14 protein-coding genes are annotated in these 12,667 nt (G+C 63.2%); 7 read left to right on the top strand and 7 right to left on the bottom strand.

The window, feature by feature from the left end; translation table 11 throughout:
- Nucleotides 1-41 precede the first annotated feature (41 nt).
- Nucleotides 42-746, top strand: a complete 705-nt coding sequence (locus JQ587_RS07175) for an SDR family oxidoreductase (RefSeq protein WP_212297811.1) — start codon at nt 42-44, stop codon at nt 744-746.
- 11 nt (nt 747-757) lie between these two features.
- Nucleotides 758-1,141: a cupin domain-containing protein gene (locus JQ587_RS07180; RefSeq protein ID WP_212424839.1), complete on the top strand. Its 384-nt coding sequence runs from the start codon at nt 758-760 to the stop codon at nt 1,139-1,141.
- A 1-nt stretch (nt 1,142) separates the two neighbouring features.
- Here JQ587_RS07180 and JQ587_RS07185 read toward each other — a convergent pair whose 3' ends face one another.
- From JQ587_RS07185 to JQ587_RS07200, 4 genes are all read right to left on the bottom strand, one after another.
- A complete protein-coding gene (locus tag JQ587_RS07185; protein WP_212424840.1) occupies nt 1,143-2,099 on the bottom strand; it encodes a lytic transglycosylase domain-containing protein in 957 nt (318 codons plus the stop codon).
- A 211-nt stretch (nt 2,100-2,310) separates the two neighbouring features.
- Entirely contained in the window at nt 2,311-2,586 is a 276-nt protein-coding gene (locus tag JQ587_RS07190) for a hypothetical protein (RefSeq protein WP_212297814.1), read from the bottom strand.
- Between the two features lie 79 nt (nt 2,587-2,665).
- Nucleotides 2,666-3,523, bottom strand: a complete 858-nt coding sequence (locus JQ587_RS07195; RefSeq protein WP_212424841.1) for a VOC family protein — start codon at nt 3,521-3,523, stop codon at nt 2,666-2,668.
- A gap of 146 nt (nt 3,524-3,669) precedes the next feature.
- On the bottom strand, nt 3,670-4,863 hold the full coding sequence (locus JQ587_RS07200) for a urate hydroxylase PuuD (RefSeq protein ID WP_212424842.1): 1,194 nt from the start codon (nt 4,861-4,863) through the stop codon (nt 3,670-3,672).
- Nucleotides 4,864-5,069: 206 nt separating this feature from the next.
- Here JQ587_RS07200 and JQ587_RS07205 point away from each other — a divergent pair, with 206 nt between their 5' ends.
- The gene (locus JQ587_RS07205; RefSeq protein ID WP_212425044.1) at nt 5,070-6,383 is read left to right on the top strand and encodes a PQQ-dependent sugar dehydrogenase; all 1,314 of its coding nucleotides are present in this window, start codon (nt 5,070-5,072) and stop codon (nt 6,381-6,383) included.
- A gap of 49 nt (nt 6,384-6,432) precedes the next feature.
- Here the strand turns inward: JQ587_RS07205 and JQ587_RS07210 are convergent, their stop codons facing one another.
- Entirely contained in the window at nt 6,433-7,233 is an 801-nt protein-coding gene (locus JQ587_RS07210; protein WP_212424843.1) for an SDR family NAD(P)-dependent oxidoreductase, read from the bottom strand.
- Between the two features lie 82 nt (nt 7,234-7,315).
- Nucleotides 7,316-7,453, bottom strand: a complete 138-nt coding sequence (locus JQ587_RS07215) for a hypothetical protein (RefSeq protein ID WP_249154213.1) — start codon at nt 7,451-7,453, stop codon at nt 7,316-7,318.
- Between the two features lie 226 nt (nt 7,454-7,679).
- Here JQ587_RS07215 and JQ587_RS07220 point away from each other — a divergent pair, with 226 nt between their 5' ends.
- Genes JQ587_RS07220 through cyoD form a run of 4 tightly spaced genes read left to right on the top strand, consistent with a single transcriptional unit; the run spans nt 7,680 to nt 11,530 of the window.
- Nucleotides 7,680-8,513 (top strand): cytochrome ubiquinol oxidase subunit II family protein, encoded by an 834-nt coding sequence (locus tag JQ587_RS07220; RefSeq protein ID WP_212424844.1) that lies wholly within the window; start codon nt 7,680-7,682, stop codon nt 8,511-8,513.
- On the top strand, nt 8,503-10,503 hold the full coding sequence (cyoB, locus tag JQ587_RS07225) for a cytochrome o ubiquinol oxidase subunit I (RefSeq protein ID WP_212424845.1): 2,001 nt from the start codon (nt 8,503-8,505) through the stop codon (nt 10,501-10,503). Before JQ587_RS07220 ends, cyoB begins: the two co-directional genes overlap by 11 nt.
- A complete protein-coding gene (locus tag JQ587_RS07230; RefSeq protein WP_212424846.1) occupies nt 10,503-11,144 on the top strand; it encodes a cytochrome (ubi)quinol oxidase subunit III in 642 nt (213 codons plus the stop codon). Before cyoB ends, JQ587_RS07230 begins: the two co-directional genes overlap by 1 nt.
- The gene (gene cyoD, locus JQ587_RS07235; protein ID WP_212424847.1) at nt 11,141-11,530 is read left to right on the top strand and encodes a cytochrome o ubiquinol oxidase subunit IV; all 390 of its coding nucleotides are present in this window, start codon (nt 11,141-11,143) and stop codon (nt 11,528-11,530) included. The genes JQ587_RS07230 and cyoD overlap by 4 nt, the downstream gene beginning before the upstream one ends.
- A 218-nt stretch (nt 11,531-11,748) precedes the next feature.
- Here cyoD and JQ587_RS07240 read toward each other — a convergent pair whose 3' ends face one another.
- Nucleotides 11,749-12,537 (bottom strand): thermonuclease family protein, encoded by a 789-nt coding sequence (locus JQ587_RS07240; protein WP_212424848.1) that lies wholly within the window; start codon nt 12,535-12,537, stop codon nt 11,749-11,751.
- Nucleotides 12,538-12,667: the final 130 nt, after the last annotated feature.

Below are 12,667 nucleotides of genomic sequence, written 5' to 3' on the forward strand. Positions count from 1 at the left end.
CGGTTCGCAAAAGCAATCAACAAGAATATCGGGAGATGGGAATGACGCTCGCAGGCAAGAACATCGTCGTGATCGGCGGCTCCTCAGGCATCGGCCTCGCCACTGCGGAGCTCGCAAAATCAGAGGGGGCCGATGTCGTCATCGCCTCGCGCAGTGCCGCGAAGCTCGATCCAATCGCCGCGCGGCTGAAGGTGACGGCGATCCCGACTGACGTCACCAGCGATCAGAGCGTCGCCGAACTGTTCAAGCGCACCGGTGCTGTTGATCATGTCGTGCTGACGGCCGCGCAGCTTCGCACCGGGCCGTTCAAGACCGTCGCAATGGAGGAGGTCCGGGCCACGATGGAGGGAAAATTCTGGGGCGCCTGGCGCGTCGCGCGTGAGGCCGATATCCGGCCCGGCGGCTCGCTGACGCTGGTCACCGGTTTCCTCAGTGTCCGGCCGCGCCCGAACTCGGCGATCATCAGTGCGGCTAATGGTGCGCTGGAGTCGCTCGCCCGCGCGCTGGCGCTCGAGCTTGCGCCGGTGCGTGTCAACGCGGTGTCACCCGGCGTGATCGACACGCCGATCCGGGCTGCGATGCCCGAGGCTGCTCGGAAGGAGATGCTGGCCAGGACGGCGGCGACGCTGCCGGTCGGGCGCGTCGGCATGGCTGAGGACATCGCCCAGCAGATCGCGAGTTTCATGAGGAACGGCTTTGCCACCGGCTCGATCGTCTATGTCGACGGCGGCGCGCTGGTGAATTAGGGAGAACTGGCATGGCTGTGGAAAGCAACGGCGCCTTCATCCGGAACATTGCGGAAGTGCCCTGGCGCGAGTTCCCCAACCATTTTGGTGGTGCGCTATCGAAGCCGCTGGTGATGCCGGAGACAGCGGGCTCGCGTCGCATCGACTACCGCATCTCGATGTACCAGCCGATGGCCTATGTGGCGCGGCATCACCACAAGGTGCAAGAGCAAGTCTATCACGTGCTCGACGGCGAGGGATTGATGGAGATTGCCGGCAAGAACCATGTCGTGCGTAAACACGACGTGATTTTCCTGCCGCCCGGCGTCGAGCATGCGATCTCGAATTCCGGTCTGACCGATCTCGTGTTCCTTGTAGTGACCTCACCGGTCGCCGACGACGAGAAGCCGGTCTAAGCTAGCCCGAGAAGCGCTCGCGCGCCGCGACGCGAATGGCGTGAGCCTTTGCACCCTTTGCGCGGGCCGCAATCATGCTGCGCGCCTTGCCGTGAGTTGTGCCGTTCTTGCGGAGCAGGGACACTAGGTGCTTGCGGGCGCGATTTGCCGCGAGCCGCGCCGCCAGTTGCTCGGCCTTGCGGATGATGGTGGCGGTGGATGGCGTGAGATTGACGGGCACCCAGGCGACGTCCCTGCTCTTGGACAGGCTGCCGACGCCTTCACAAGGCGCCTCGCGCGGCAGGTCGATCCGGATCGCAAGTGCTTGCGAACGCTCGATCCAGTCTTCCGCCTTGGTGCCGGTGATGATGCGGACATAATCGCGCGTCTCGCGCGGCAGCTCGCTCTCCTTGGCGAGCCACTTCTGGATGCGGCCGGGGCCCGCGTTATAGGCGGCCGCGGCGAGACCAAGATTGCCGAAATCGTCGCGGAGCTTGCGCAGGAACTTTGCCGATGCAGGCAACGCCTTCATGGGATCGAAGGGATCATCAAGCCCGACCTCGGCGGCGGTCTCCGGCATGAATTGCGCGACGCCCTGGGCGCCGGCCTGGCTGACCTCGTTGGATTTGAAGCGGCTCTCCTGCCAGAGCAGGCGAGCGAAGAACGGCACGGGAATGCCGCTCTCCTCGGCCGCTTCCTTCAGGGCGCGGCAGAATTGTTCAGTCGGCGACGCCGGAGCCTGCACGGCGGTTTCCTCCGCGCGCGGGGGCTCGATCGTCTCTTCGTACGATGCGTGTGCATTGGCGAGCTCAATGGCCTGCACGCTTGCAAGGAACATCTCGACCAGAGGAACCAGCGAAGGCGCGCGATCTGCCTTGGGTGTTGCGTTGTCGAAGCTGGAAGCTTGCAAGGTCGGCGGCGTGCTGACGTCGCACATCAGAATCAGGAAGGCAGCGCAAGCCGCGACGAGAAATCGCATCTCGATAAAAGTCCTCGAACTGTGGGGGAACAACCAGCGGCGCGCCGGCGAGAAGGACTTCTTAACCGTAATTGCGGCGAAGCTGCGATTTCACGAAGCTGCCGGTGTTAGTACGGTGTTCCCACCGCGGGAACGCGCTGCTCCCGCGGATCTACGGGAACCGCGGGAAGGTTCAAGGCCTGCAAAAGACAGTGCGGGAGGCTGGTGGCGCTTACGCCTTGGGAAAGTCCTTGCGCATCGCGATCTCGGCGGCATCGCCGGGTGACAACACGGTCTGCTCGAAGGCTGCTTGCGGCTTCGTCATGATGTCATAGAGCGAGATGCCTTTGATCGGCTTGTCCATGAGCTCGCGGACGCAGTCGGCGAGCGTGCCGTTATAGACGAGATAGGGCGGACCGCGGTCCTTCTGCCTCTCGCCCTTCAACGACGGCCACTTCTTCAATTCGGCCGGCGCGTCGTACGCGATCGGCGATCCCTCTTTGAACATGAGCGTGGCCCCGGGCGGCTTGGATTAGCAGGGAATCCTAGTGCCGCCCGGTAAACGCGCGTTAAAGAATTAGTTCAAATCAGCCGGCAATGAAGGCGAGCAGGGTGCCGTTGGCTTTGGCCGGCGGCACGACGATCGCGGCTCCACTACGGATTCCCGCCGAACCCAGCGCTTTCTCCGTCGCCGCGAGATCGCCGCTGACGAGAACCAGCGCTGCGCCACCGCGCCCGGAGAGGCCGGCAAGCGGCACACCGGGATAGCATTTGCCGAGTTGGTCGAGCGTCAGATAGACGAAGTCGGCACGGTCGCCGCCGGAGGGCACGGTCACCGAGTCGTCGGCTTGCGTCTTCGCGTCGCGATCGATCAGCCGCGCCAGATGGGCGGCTTCGCTTGTGGGCTCGGGCGTCGCAATCAGCACCTGGCTGATCCGCTTCGCCGCATTGGCGTGCATCATCAACTCGGGAATCCACACCGTCTCGCGAGTCTTGTGCTGGCAGGCGAAGATGCGCACGCCGCCGGGCGCCTCCGCGGTCGGCCACATGAAGGTACGGAATTTGGCGGCCGAGACCGTGCCATCAGGCAGCGTCACCGGCCGTTCGAAATCAGTCGGGCCGATCGGCGTGAAGCCGCGCGTGCGGATTTCTTCGGCGCCAGCTGCGGAGTCGATGGCGGTGAAGGCGATGCGCTCGATGCCTTCGCCCTGCCGCTCGACAAAGGCGCGGGCCGGCGCGTTGTGCTCGGTCGGCACCAGTACGCCAAGCAGCTCCATATAGTCCGGGTCGAACATGATGGTGTAGTTGCCGGTGCCCATATGTGCGCTGTGGGTGCCGCGCGGAGAGAGGGTGAAGCCGAGTTGCCTGTAGTTTTCGGCCGCCTTGTCGAGGTCCCGCACCATGACGACCGCGTGATCGATACCGATGACGTTCTTGAGGGCCACTGTGATTTCCCCGAATGCAAAATGACGTTGGACGGCGTGAGCGGCCGCTGTCCCTGTCTACGCCGGATAGGCGCGCGAGTCATTTTCAAATCGGCAGGAGAAGCGGAATTTCATTCCGCGAAATGCGGCGTCGACGCGGCATGGCGTCAGCGATTCTGCTCGCTGATATAGGCAGCGAGCATGGCGCGCTCCTCGCCGGTCATTTCGGTGATGTTGCCCGGCGGCATTGCATTGGACCATGCCGCGACACGGCCGATCAGGCGGATGTTACGGTGGATGTGCTCGGGCGCGTCGAGCAAAATGCCCTTCGGCGCGGTGACGATGCCGGCCCAGACCGGCTCGGCCGCGTGGCACATGCTGCAGCGTGACATCACGATCTCCTCGACATTGACGAGTGTCGGCCGCGCTGACAGGGCGCTCGTCTTAGCCTCGCGCGGGCCGGCCGCGGACAGGAACAGGATCGCGATCACGCCCGCCGCTGCGACGCCCCATACCCACCACGGCGATTTGCGGCCGGCATGGCCCTCGTTGAAGAAATGGCGGATCACCGGCCCCAGCGCCAGTATGATCGCAACGATGATCCAGTTGAAGCGCGTGGCATAGAGCAGGGGATAGTGATTGCTGATCATCAACACGACGACCGGGAGCGTCAGATAGTTGTTGTGGACCGAGCGCTCCTTGCTGGTCTTGCCGAGTTTCGGATCAGGCGCCTGGCCCGCGATCAGGCTGGAGACGATCTTCTTCTGGTTCGGAATGATCAACGCGAAAACATTGGCGACCATGATGGTGCCGATGATCGCGCCGATCTGGTTGAAGGCACCGCGCCCGCTCAGCACGTGGGTGAAGGCGTAGGTGAGCGCGACAAGGAACAGATAGCCGCCAATGGCAAAGGGCAGCTCGCGCTGCGCGAGGCCGGTGCGGCACGCGGTCTCGTAAAGCAGCCAGGCCAGCGCGAGGCTGCCGAAGCTGAAGAGTCCGGCCTGGACCGGCGTCAGATCGAGGATCGATTTGTCGACCAGGAACAAATCGGCGTCGAGATAGTACACCACCACCATCAGCGCGAAGCCGGACAGCCAGGTGGTGTAGGCCTCCCATTTGAACCAAGTCAGTTCGTCCGGCATCTGGCGAGGTGCCACCAGATATTTCATGATCCGGTAGAAGCCGCCGCCATGGACCTGCCAGGCCTCGCCCTGCACGCCATCGGGCAGATCGCTGCTGGGCTTGAGGCTGAGGTCAAGGGCGATGAAATAGAACGAGCTGCCGATCCAGGCGATCGCGGCCACCACGTGCAGCCAGCGCAGCAGTAGACTTGCCCATTCCGATACGATCGATCCCCACATGATCACCCCATCAACCGCATCGCCGATGCCGCAGCTTTGATGACCGCAACCGGCGGTCGAACCTCTACAATGTGTTGCACCGATCCGCGCCGTTTTCCAGTACGATGGGTCATACCAAATGCACATCGTGCGGGCATGAGCTGACGTGGGATTTGGCAGAGGAAGTCCGGGAGGAAGGTGACGTGACAATCCGCGTTTCGCACATGATGGCGTCCGCATGGCTGTTGGTCGCCTGCGTCGGCGCGCGGGCTGAGCCCGTGCTGCAGGGCAAGGACGCTTATGGAAGCTGGCAGGCCGACAAGCCCGGGACCGTCAGGCTGATCCGTCCGCAGGATCTGGCCAAACCTGGCGCTTCGCCGTCGGTTTCCAACCCCACGCGCGTGACTGCACGCGGCGCCGCGACGCCGCTCGTGCCGGAGGGATTCAAGATCGAGCTTCTGGCTGATGGCCTATCCGACGCACGCGTGCTGCGCGTCGCGCCGAATGGCGATATTTTCGTTGCGGAGACCGGACCGGGGCGTATTCGCGTGCTGCGTCTTGCTGAGGGCGGCGCCAAGGTTGCGACAAACGAGGCTTTTGCCAGCGGGCTCAGCCGTCCGTTCGGAATCGCCTTCTTCCCGAACGGTGACAATCCGCAATGGATCTATGTCGCCAATGCCGGCAGCGTCGTTCGCTTCCCCTATCACGCCGGAGACCTGAAGGCGTCCGGCAAGGCTGAAATCGTGGTGGCGAACCTGGCGCAAGGGTCGGGGCATTCTACCCGCGACATCGTGTTCACGCCTGACGGCAAGCGGATGCTGGTGTCGGTCGGCTCCGCCAGCAATGTCGCTGAGGGCATGGGGAGCCCGCCCGGCGGGCTCGATGCCTGGTCGCGCACGCAAGCGACCGGCGCGTCCTGGGGCTATGAGACCGAGCGTGCCGCGGTGCTCTCCTTCGACCCCGAAGGCAAGGACCGCAAGCTTTACGCCACCGGTATCCGCAACTGTGTCGGCCTTGCAATCCAGCGGCAAACTGGCCTCCCCTGGTGCTCGACCAACGAGCGCGACGGTCTCGGCGACGATCTTGTGCCGGACTACGTCACCAGCGTGAAGGAGGGCGCGTTCTACGGCTGGCCGTGGTTCTACATCGGCAACAACGAAGACCCGCGTCACGCCGGCGCCCGGCCAGACCTCAAGGACAAGGTGACGGTACCTGATGTGCTGATCCAGCCGCATTCCGCCTCGCTCGGCATGACCTTCTATCAGGGCACGCAGTTTCCGATCGAGTATCAAGGCGACGCCTTCGCCGCCGAGCACGGCTCCTGGAACAGGTCGAAGCGCACCGGCTACAAGGTGATCCGCGTCAGGATGAAAGATGGCAAGCCGACTGGCGAGTACGAGGATTTTGTCACGGGCTTTGTCGTGAACGACAGCCAGGTGTGGGGACGGCCGGTGGGGATTGCCGTGGCGAAGGATGGCGCGCTGCTGGTGGCGGAGGATACGGGCGGCACGATCTGGCGAGTGACGAGCGTGCCGCGGTGACCGGTTCTCTTCGCCTCTCCCCGCGTGCGGGGAGAGGGAGAAGCAAGACCTATCCTCGCCGCACGCTCGCCCCGCCGTCCACCGGAAGCGTCACGCCCGTGATGAAATTTGCCTCGTCCGACGCCAGGAACAGTGCGGCATTTGCGACGTCCCAGCCCGTTCCCATCTTCCTGCGCAGGGGCACCTTACTGTCGCGTTCGGCTTCGACTTCGGCGCGGGTCTTGTGCCATTCGCGCGCGCGGGTGTCGACGGCCATCGGCGTGTTCATCAGGCCGGGCAGGATGACGTTGGCGCGGATGCCGTATTCGGCATTCTGGTAGGCGAGCTGTTCGGTGAAGGCGATCATCGCCGATTTCGTCGCCTTGTAGGCGACGTAAGGATAGGTCGTGATCGCGGCCATCGAGGAGATGTTGATGATCGCGTCGCTCTTTTGCGCGCGCATGATCGGGACGACTTCCTTGGCCGCGAGAATGCAGCTCTTCAGGTTGATGGCGACGACGCGGTCAAATGCCTCTTCGGTGAGTTGAAGCAGTTCGGCATCGCCGCCGGCCAGGCTGACGCCGACATTGTTGTGCAGCACGTCGATGCGGCCCCAGCGCGATTTCGCGTCCGCGACCATCGCGTTGATGTCGGTGGACCTGGTCACGTCGGCCTTGAAGGCCGCAGCGGTGCCGTGCGACGCCGTAATCAGGTCCACGGTTTCCTGCGCCGATTCCAGATGGTGGTCGACGCACAGCACCTTCGCCCCCTCACGCGCGAAGGTGAGTGCGGTCGCGCGACCATTGCCCATGCCTTCGCCGGGGCTCTGGCCGGCGCCGACCACGATCGCAACCTTGTCCTGCAAGCGCATTCAGTTCACTCCTGGGATCGGGGTACTGCTGAAGTACCTCTTTGTAAGTGGGCTCGTTGTCGATCTTCATCTTGAATCGGATCTAGCCGCCGACGCCATTGAAGGCGCGCGCCATCTCCGGCGAGCTGACCAGCAACTTATGTAGATTGGTGTTGCGCTTGAGCATGTCGCGATATTCGGGCGCGACCTGGTCGGCCTCGGGATAGGGCAGGCGGGCCATTGCTGTGTTCCATCCCGTTGCTTTTTGCCGACGATAGCAATGGAGGGGCGGGGTGAGAAGGGCCGGCCGCCCCGCGCGGATGTCATTGACATCGCACGGAATTGCATGCCCTCGCGCGCTCGACCGGGCGGTTCGAGGAACCGAGTTCACGCGATCGCGTTTGTTGCGGAGCCTTTCCCCGCGTTAGGTTCTGTGCCGGGGCTCCCCAACCGCCAGTGGCTTGCCGATGAATCTGCTCGATCCACAAGGGCCCGTCGCTGCGGCCAACAGCACTATCCTGATCGATTCCGTCTTCATCATGCTGGCGATCGTGGTCCCAACCATCTTCGCGATCCTCGCCTTTGCATTCTGGTTTCGTGCGTCCAATCCGAAGGCGCGCTTCCAACCCGACTTCGTCTATTCCGGCCGTGTCGAGATGGTGGTGTGGGCGATTCCCGCGCTGACCGTGGTCCTGCTCGGCGGCGTCGCCTGGATCGGCTCGCACCAGCTCGATCCTGCCGCCCGAGTGCCGGGCACCGGCAGTCCGGTTCGGATTCAGGCGGTTTCGCTGGACTGGAAATGGCTGTTCATCTATCCGGATCAGCGCGTCGCCGCGGTCAATGCTTTGACGGTGCCGGCCGGCGCCGAGTTGAACATCCAGCTGACATCGTCGAGCGTGATGAATGTGTTCTTCATCCCGCAGCTCGGCAGCATGATCTACACCATGAACGGCATGGTGACGAAGCTGAACCTGCGCGCCGACAACGAAGGCAAGCTGCAAGGCTTGTCGGCGCATTTCTCCGGCGACGGCTTTCCGGACATGATGTTCGACGTCAACGTGATCTCGCCGCTGTCTTTTCCCGACTGGGTTGCAAACACCGCGAAGACTGGTTCGGTGCTGAACGAGGACAGCTACAAGAAGCTGATGCAACAGGGCGTCGAGAAGGGCAAGCCGACCTATCGGCTCGCCGATCCGCGCCTGTTTGATCTGATTGCGACCCAGCACATTCCGCCGGGGCCGGGGCCGGAGCTCGTCTCCGATGCCGGCCGTCCCCACAGTGGAGGCGTTGATGCTCGGTAAGCTCGACTGGTCGGCAATCCCGTTCGATCAGCCCATTCCGCTGATCGCCGGCGCCGTGGTGCTGGTCGGGATCCTCGCCGTGCTGACGTGGGTCGTCGTAAAGGGCCATCTGCCCTATCTCTGGCACGAATGGATCACCAGCGTCGATCACAAGCGCATCGGGGTCATGTACATCCTGCTGGCCTCGGTGATGCTGCTGCGCGGTGGCAGCGATGCCATCATGATGCGGATCCAGCAGGCGATTGCCTATCAGTCGCAGGGCTATCTTCCGCCCGAGCACTACAACCAGATCTTCTCCGCGCACGGCACCATCATGATCTTCTTCGTGGCGATGCCGTTCGTGATCGGGCTGATGAATCTGGTCGTGCCGCTTCAGCTTGGGGTGCGCGACGTCGCGTTCCCGACGCTGAATTCCGTCGGCTTCTGGCTGACCGCGACCGGCGCGCTGCTGGTCAATCTGTCGCTCGTAATCGGTGAGTTCGCGCGTACCGGCTGGCTCGCTTTTCCGCCGCTGTCGGAGCTGTCCTACTCGCCCGGCGTCGGCGTCGACTATTACGCCTGGTCGCTGCAGATCTCCGGCGTCGGCACGCTGGTCGCGGGCATCAACCTCGTCACGACCGTGCTGAAGCTTCGCACCAAGGGTATGAATTATCTGCGCATGCCGATGTTCTGTTGGACCACGCTGGCCTCGAACCTCCTGATCGTCGCGGCCTTCCCGATCCTCACCGCCACGCTCGCGATGCTGCTGCTCGACCGATATCTCGGCTTCCACTTCTTCACCAATGAAGCCGGCGGCAACGTCATGATGTTCATGAACCTGATCTGGGCCTGGGGACATCCCGAGGTTTACATCCTGGTGCTGCCGGCGTTCGGCATCTTCTCCGAGGTGGTCTCGACGTTCTCCGGCAAGGCGCTGTTCGGCTATCGTTCGATGGTGCTCGCGACCATGGCGATCTGCGTCATCTCCTTCATGGTCTGGCTGCACCACTTTTTCACGATGGGCGCCGGCCCCGACGTCAACGCCATCTTCGGCATCGCCAGCATGATCATCGCAGTGCCGACGGGAGTGAAGATCTACAACTGGCTGTTCACGATGTATGGCGGCCGCATTCGCTTCGCGACGCCGATGTTGTGGGCGGTCGGTTTCATGGTCACCTTCATCCTTGGCGGCTTGACCGGGGTGCTGGTCGCGGTGCCGCCGGCCGATTTCATGCTCCACAACAGCATGTTCCTGGTCGCGCACTTCCACAACGTCATCATCGGTGGTGTCCTGTTCGGCGCCTTTGCAGGCTTCGAGTACTGGTTTCCGAAGGCGTTCGGTTTCCGTCTCGACGAACGCTGGGGCAAGCTGGCGTTCTGGTTCACCTTCACGGGCTTCTACATCACCTTCGTGCCGCTCTATGTCGCCGGCATGCTCGGCATGACGCGGCGGATGCAGCACTATGACGTCGCGGAGTGGCGCCCGTGGATGATCGTGGCGGCGGTCGGGATGGCCGTGCTGTCGATCGGCGTGATCTGTCAGATCATGCAGCTCGTGGTCAGCATCCGCAACCGCGAGGCCCTGCGGGACCGCACCGGTGATCCCTGGGACGCCCGCTCGCTGGAATGGGCGACCTCGTCGCCGCCCCCGGTGTTCAATTTCGCCTTCCATCCCGACGTCCGCGGCGAGGATGCCTATTGGGACATGAAGATCCATGCCCGGCAGCAATCGCTCGAGCACGAAGAGCTCGAGTATCACGACATCGAGATGCCCCGGAATTCGCCGACCGGGTTCGTCTGCGCATTCTTCGCCACCATCATGGGCTTTGCGTTGATCTGGCACATCTGGTGGATGGTGATCCTGGGCGGCATCGGTGCGTTCGCGACCTTCGTCGTCTTCGCCTGGCGTGACCATGACGAGTACGTCATTCCGGCTGCCGAGGTCGCCGCGATCGACCGCTTCAATCTCGAGGAGCGGCGCAGCCTCGTCAGCATGGCCGGGGTGATTTGATGTCGATGACCGCAACTGTCGGCCACGCGCATGCCGACCCCCATCACGTCGGCATCGTCGTCGAGCATCCCGGGCCCGCGCCGAAGCGGATTGTCACCGCTTACGGCTTCTGGGTCTTCTTGCTCTCGGACATCGTGATGTTCTCCTGCTTCTTTGCGGCCTATGCGGTACTGGTCAACCAGACCGCCGGCGGGCCAAAAGGCTCGGAGATTTTCGAGCAGCGCAACGTTGCGATCGAAACGGTTTGTCTGCTGCTTTCGAGTTTTACCTGCGGTATGGCCGGCATCGCGGCCGATGTGCGCAATCGGTTCTGGTTCTATCTCGGCATGGCCGTGACCTGCGTGCTCGGACTGATCTTCCTGGCCATCGAGTTTAACGAGTTCGTCGACCTCGTTGCCCGCGGCTATGGCCCGTCGCGCAGCGCGTTCCTGACCGCATTCTTCTCGCTCGTCGGCTGCCACGGCCTGCATGTATCGGCCGGTGTGCTTTGGCTCCTCACCATGATGGCTCAGGTCTTTGCAAAGGGCTTTCGCGCCGACGTCCTGCGCCGGATGATGTGCTTTGCGCTGTTCTGGCACGCACTCGACATTATCTGGGTCGGGGTGTTTTCCGTCGTCTACCTGCTTGGGAGTGGCGCATGAGCGATCAGACGCACATGCATGTAGATCATGACATCGCACCTGGCGATGAAGAGCAGCACAGCGTCGGCGGGCGGGCGCTTGGCTATGTCGTAGGTCTCGGTCTTGCGCTGCTGCTCACCGCGACCTCATTCTTCATCGCCGGCACCGATCTGGTCTGGCAGCCCTCAATCCCCGTCGCGCTGATCGTGCTGGCGGTCGCGCAGATGGGCGTGCACCTGGTCTTCTTCCTGCACATCACCACGGGGCCCGACAACACCAACAACGTGCTGGCACTGGCCTTCGGACTTCTGGTTGTCTTTCTGGTAGTTGGTGGAACTGTCTGGATCATGGCGCATCTCAATCAGAACATGCCGCCGATGGACCAGATCATGCCGATGCGCAGCTAGCGCCACACAAAAAGAAGAGCCGCCTGTTTGTGACAAGCGGCCCAAGTCTAGGGAGGAAACGCCCGAGCAAAGCAATCGGACCGAAGCCGGATTGCCGCCAAGGAAACGCTCGCGCGAAGCGCTCGCGTACACATATAGGTGCCGCAACTCCCCTTTGAGTTCAATTCCGGATCAATACGGTCTCGGACTACTACTCACGGGTGCGTGAACCAAATTGTTCACTTTGGCCGGCGGCAGTTATAGGCCTTGCGGAAGCCCGAGGCCTGCGCGTCGTCCTCCGAGCAGAACCAGCGGTCCGGTTTGGTGGTCGCGGCATAGCTCGGGCAGCCCCGCAGATGATAGATGCCGATATTGCCGGTGACGCGCGCGCGCACCGCGAGCTTGCCCTTGATGGCGCAGTCCGGCGGCGCCGTCAGCTCCTCCGGAAACAGCACCGCACGAATCTCCTTCTCGCGGTCGGCGCGGCAGGCGGCGCCGAGCAGGGAGCCGTCTTTCTTGCCCGTCCGGAACTCTTGCGGTGCAACAAAGCACCCCTTCCAGATGCCGGCCGAGGCTGTCTTGGCGTCGGCGGCTGCCGGCTTGACGTTGGCCTTGATCGGCTCGCGCGCGATCGCAAAGCCTGCCTTGAGCAACTGCTCGTTCAACGAGGCCTTATCGCCCTCGACCGTGCAGATCGCGCGATGGCGTTTGCCGAAGTTCTTCTCGGGACCGACATCGTCGCAGCGCACGGGCTTTCCGCCGATCAGCTTCGTGAGCTGGTCGCGGGCCTCGATGCCGCAGGTCCAGGGATCGGCATGGTCGTCGATGCAGACCTGGTCCAGCTCGGGCGCGTCGACGCCGTCGAGCCGGTAGGTGACGTCGCCGAGCTGGATTGAATTGGCGTCCCGGACCGTCGCGGCGGCAGTTAGCGCGGTGGCAGGGCTGGAAGTCCCCAGAAATCCGGACAGAGCGAGAAATAAAACAAACGCGAAGGCGCGGGCGGCGGCAAATGAATTCTCGAAGGACATAACTTCTCGCTATCGATGGCTCTTGCTCCCCGTTCCTAGCATCCGGGCGAGGCGATACCAATGGTCTGCGCTGCGCGAAGTGCGACATTCGCCCACCAGCCTTTACTCGCCGGCCGGTCTGCCCCTATCG

Source organism: Bradyrhizobium manausense (genome assembly GCF_018130615.1).
Taxonomy (GTDB): domain Bacteria; phylum Pseudomonadota; class Alphaproteobacteria; order Rhizobiales; family Xanthobacteraceae; genus Bradyrhizobium; species Bradyrhizobium manausense_A.

What these genes read in the sequence shown, in the direction of transcription:
- JQ587_RS07220 (WP_212424844.1), top strand. Translation starts at nt 7,680, where the DNA reads ATGAATCTGCTCGATCCACAAGGGCCCGTCGCTGCGGCCAACAGCACT.
- JQ587_RS07185 (WP_212424840.1), bottom strand. Translation starts at nt 2,099, where the DNA reads ATGCGATTTCTCGTCGCGGCTTGCGCTGCCTTCCTGATTCTGATGTGC.
- JQ587_RS07200 (WP_212424842.1), bottom strand. Translation starts at nt 4,863, where the DNA reads ATGTGGGGATCGATCGTATCGGAATGGGCAAGTCTACTGCTGCGCTGG.
- JQ587_RS07205 (WP_212425044.1), top strand. Translation starts at nt 5,070, where the DNA reads ATGGCGTCCGCATGGCTGTTGGTCGCCTGCGTCGGCGCGCGGGCTGAG.
- JQ587_RS07230 (WP_212424846.1), top strand. Translation starts at nt 10,503, where the DNA reads ATGTCGATGACCGCAACTGTCGGCCACGCGCATGCCGACCCCCATCAC.
- cyoB (WP_212424845.1), top strand. Translation starts at nt 8,503, where the DNA reads ATGCTCGGTAAGCTCGACTGGTCGGCAATCCCGTTCGATCAGCCCATT.
- JQ587_RS07240 (WP_212424848.1), bottom strand. Translation starts at nt 12,537, where the DNA reads ATGTCCTTCGAGAATTCATTTGCCGCCGCCCGCGCCTTCGCGTTTGTT.
- JQ587_RS07175 (WP_212297811.1), top strand. Translation starts at nt 42, where the DNA reads ATGACGCTCGCAGGCAAGAACATCGTCGTGATCGGCGGCTCCTCAGGC.
- cyoD (WP_212424847.1), top strand. Translation starts at nt 11,141, where the DNA reads ATGAGCGATCAGACGCACATGCATGTAGATCATGACATCGCACCTGGC.
- JQ587_RS07210 (WP_212424843.1), bottom strand. Translation starts at nt 7,233, where the DNA reads ATGCGCTTGCAGGACAAGGTTGCGATCGTGGTCGGCGCCGGCCAGAGC.
- JQ587_RS07190 (WP_212297814.1), bottom strand. Translation starts at nt 2,586, where the DNA reads ATGTTCAAAGAGGGATCGCCGATCGCGTACGACGCGCCGGCCGAATTG.
- JQ587_RS07180 (WP_212424839.1), top strand. Translation starts at nt 758, where the DNA reads ATGGCTGTGGAAAGCAACGGCGCCTTCATCCGGAACATTGCGGAAGTG.
- JQ587_RS07215 (WP_249154213.1), bottom strand. Translation starts at nt 7,453, where the DNA reads ATGGCCCGCCTGCCCTATCCCGAGGCCGACCAGGTCGCGCCCGAATAT.